General features: G+C 71.3%; 2 protein-coding genes. Both read right to left on the reverse strand.

Annotated elements, in window-relative coordinates; translation table 11 throughout:
* A partial coding sequence (locus DSP71_RS03535; RefSeq protein ID WP_258546246.1) for a sensor histidine kinase occupies positions 1-962 on the reverse strand: 962 nt, incomplete at its 3' end.
* An 88-nt stretch (positions 963-1,050) separates the two neighbouring features.
* Positions 1,051-1,837, reverse strand: a 787-nt coding sequence (locus tag DSP71_RS03540; protein WP_147251185.1) for an MMPL family transporter, incomplete at its 5' end; no start/stop codon positions are given.

Here is a 1,837-nt window from a genome sequence, read left to right on the forward strand (position 1 = left end):
GCGAGGGTGACGACGACCCTGGTCGCGGATGCGTGGGAGCGGACGTTCGCGAGGGCCGACTGCGCCGTGCGCAACAGGGCGACCTCGGCGTCGATGCCGAGCGACGGCAGGTCGTCGTCGGCGTGCAGCGTCGCCTCGATCCCGGTCTCCTCGGCGAGGCGCTCGAGCATGCGGGCCAGGGCGTCGCCGAGCGCGGTGGATTCGAGCTCGGCCGGCATCAGGGCGTTCACGATGCGCCGCGCATCGGCCATCCCCTCCGCAGCGAGCGCACCGATCTGTTCGAGGGCACGGGTACGCTGCGCCGGGTCGTCCGCCTCCAGGGCGGACCGTGTGAGCATCCCGATCGACGACAGGCTCTGCGCCACGGTGTCGTGGATGTCGCGCGACACCCTGGTGCGCTCCTCGCTCGCCCCCGACTCGCGCTGGGTGCGAGCCAGCTCGTCCTGCAGCGCGGCCATCTCCTCCTGGGTGGCCACGAGCGAGGCGATCAGTCGGCGTCGCTCCCGTCCATCGCGGACGAGCTCGAGGTATCCGCGGGAGATCCCTAGAGCGAAGACTCCGCCGACGAGAGGCCCGATCACGTTCGCATAGGTCGTGGTGCCGGTGTGCAGCAGCGGAGCGGTCACCACGACGACGAGGACGGCCGCGCTGAGCAGCAGCGCCCAGCGCAGGCGCATCACGAACCCGGCGAGCAACCACAGGGGGAACGCGAGCCAGACGAACTCCGGCGACACCACGACCGCGCCGAGCCAGATGAGTGTGAGTCCGAGCAGCCACCACGTCGCCAGACGGCGGTCGGAGGTGCGCTCGCTGAGCAGCAACCCTCCTCCGTACCAGCCGAGGAAGACGAGCGAGAGGGCGAGCACCCACGGCAGCGGGACGCCGTCCGCCGCCGCGCGCCAGGCTCCGACCACGAGCAGCACCACGGTGATGACGGCCTGGCCGATCCGGATGGACCCCACCAGGCTCGCCCACGTGCGCGGAGCGCGGAAGCCTGCCGCGCGCTCCGGCCGCGACGACTCCGGTCGCGACGACTCCGGCCGCGACGACTCAGCTCGCATCTCGGGTGCTGGGGACGGCGGCATGCTCGTATTCTCCCCCGTCCGGCCGTTCTCCGCCTCGATCCGCCCGGGATCTTCTCCGCCCTGCGGTTCCCGGCCACCACATCCGCTCGCCGACGATCGCGAAGATCGCCGGAACCACCAGTGTGCGCACCACGAAGGTGTCGACCAGCACTCCGATGCCGACGATGAGCCCGATCTGCCCGAGCGTGACCAGGGGCAGCAATCCGAGCGCGGCGAACACCGCGGCGAGCACGACACCCGCACTGGTGATGACGCCACCCGTCGCCGTGAGTGCGCTCACCATCCCCTGACGGGTGCCGACGGTCCGTGCCTCCACGCGAGTCCTGTGGACGAGGAAGATCGTGTAGTCGATCCCCAGCGCCACGAGGAACAGGAACGAGAGCAGCGGCACCTGCAGGTCCAGCGCCTCCCATCCGAACAAGACTCGGCTCAGCCAGGTGCCCGCACCGATCGCGGCGACCGCGCTGAGGATGTTCACCGCGAGCAGCAACACGGGTGCCACCAGGGAGCGCAGGAGCACGATGAGCACGAGCAGACTGACCGCGAGCACGAGGGGAACGATCAGGAGCAGGTCGCGCTGGTTGCCCTCGCGGGCGTCGAGGTCGGCCGCCACCGGGCCACCGACCACGGCGTCACCGGGCACGGCGTGCGCGGCCTCTCGCACTGCCCCGACCAGGTCGAGGCTCTCGGGCGTTCCCGGCGCGGGATGTCCCACGACGAGCAGCCGGACGAGCGCGCCGTCGGTGCTCTCC

The sequence above is a fragment of the Microbacterium sp. H6 genome (assembly GCF_003314775.1).
Classification (GTDB): Bacteria; Actinomycetota; Actinomycetes; order Actinomycetales; family Microbacteriaceae; genus Microbacterium; species Microbacterium oxydans.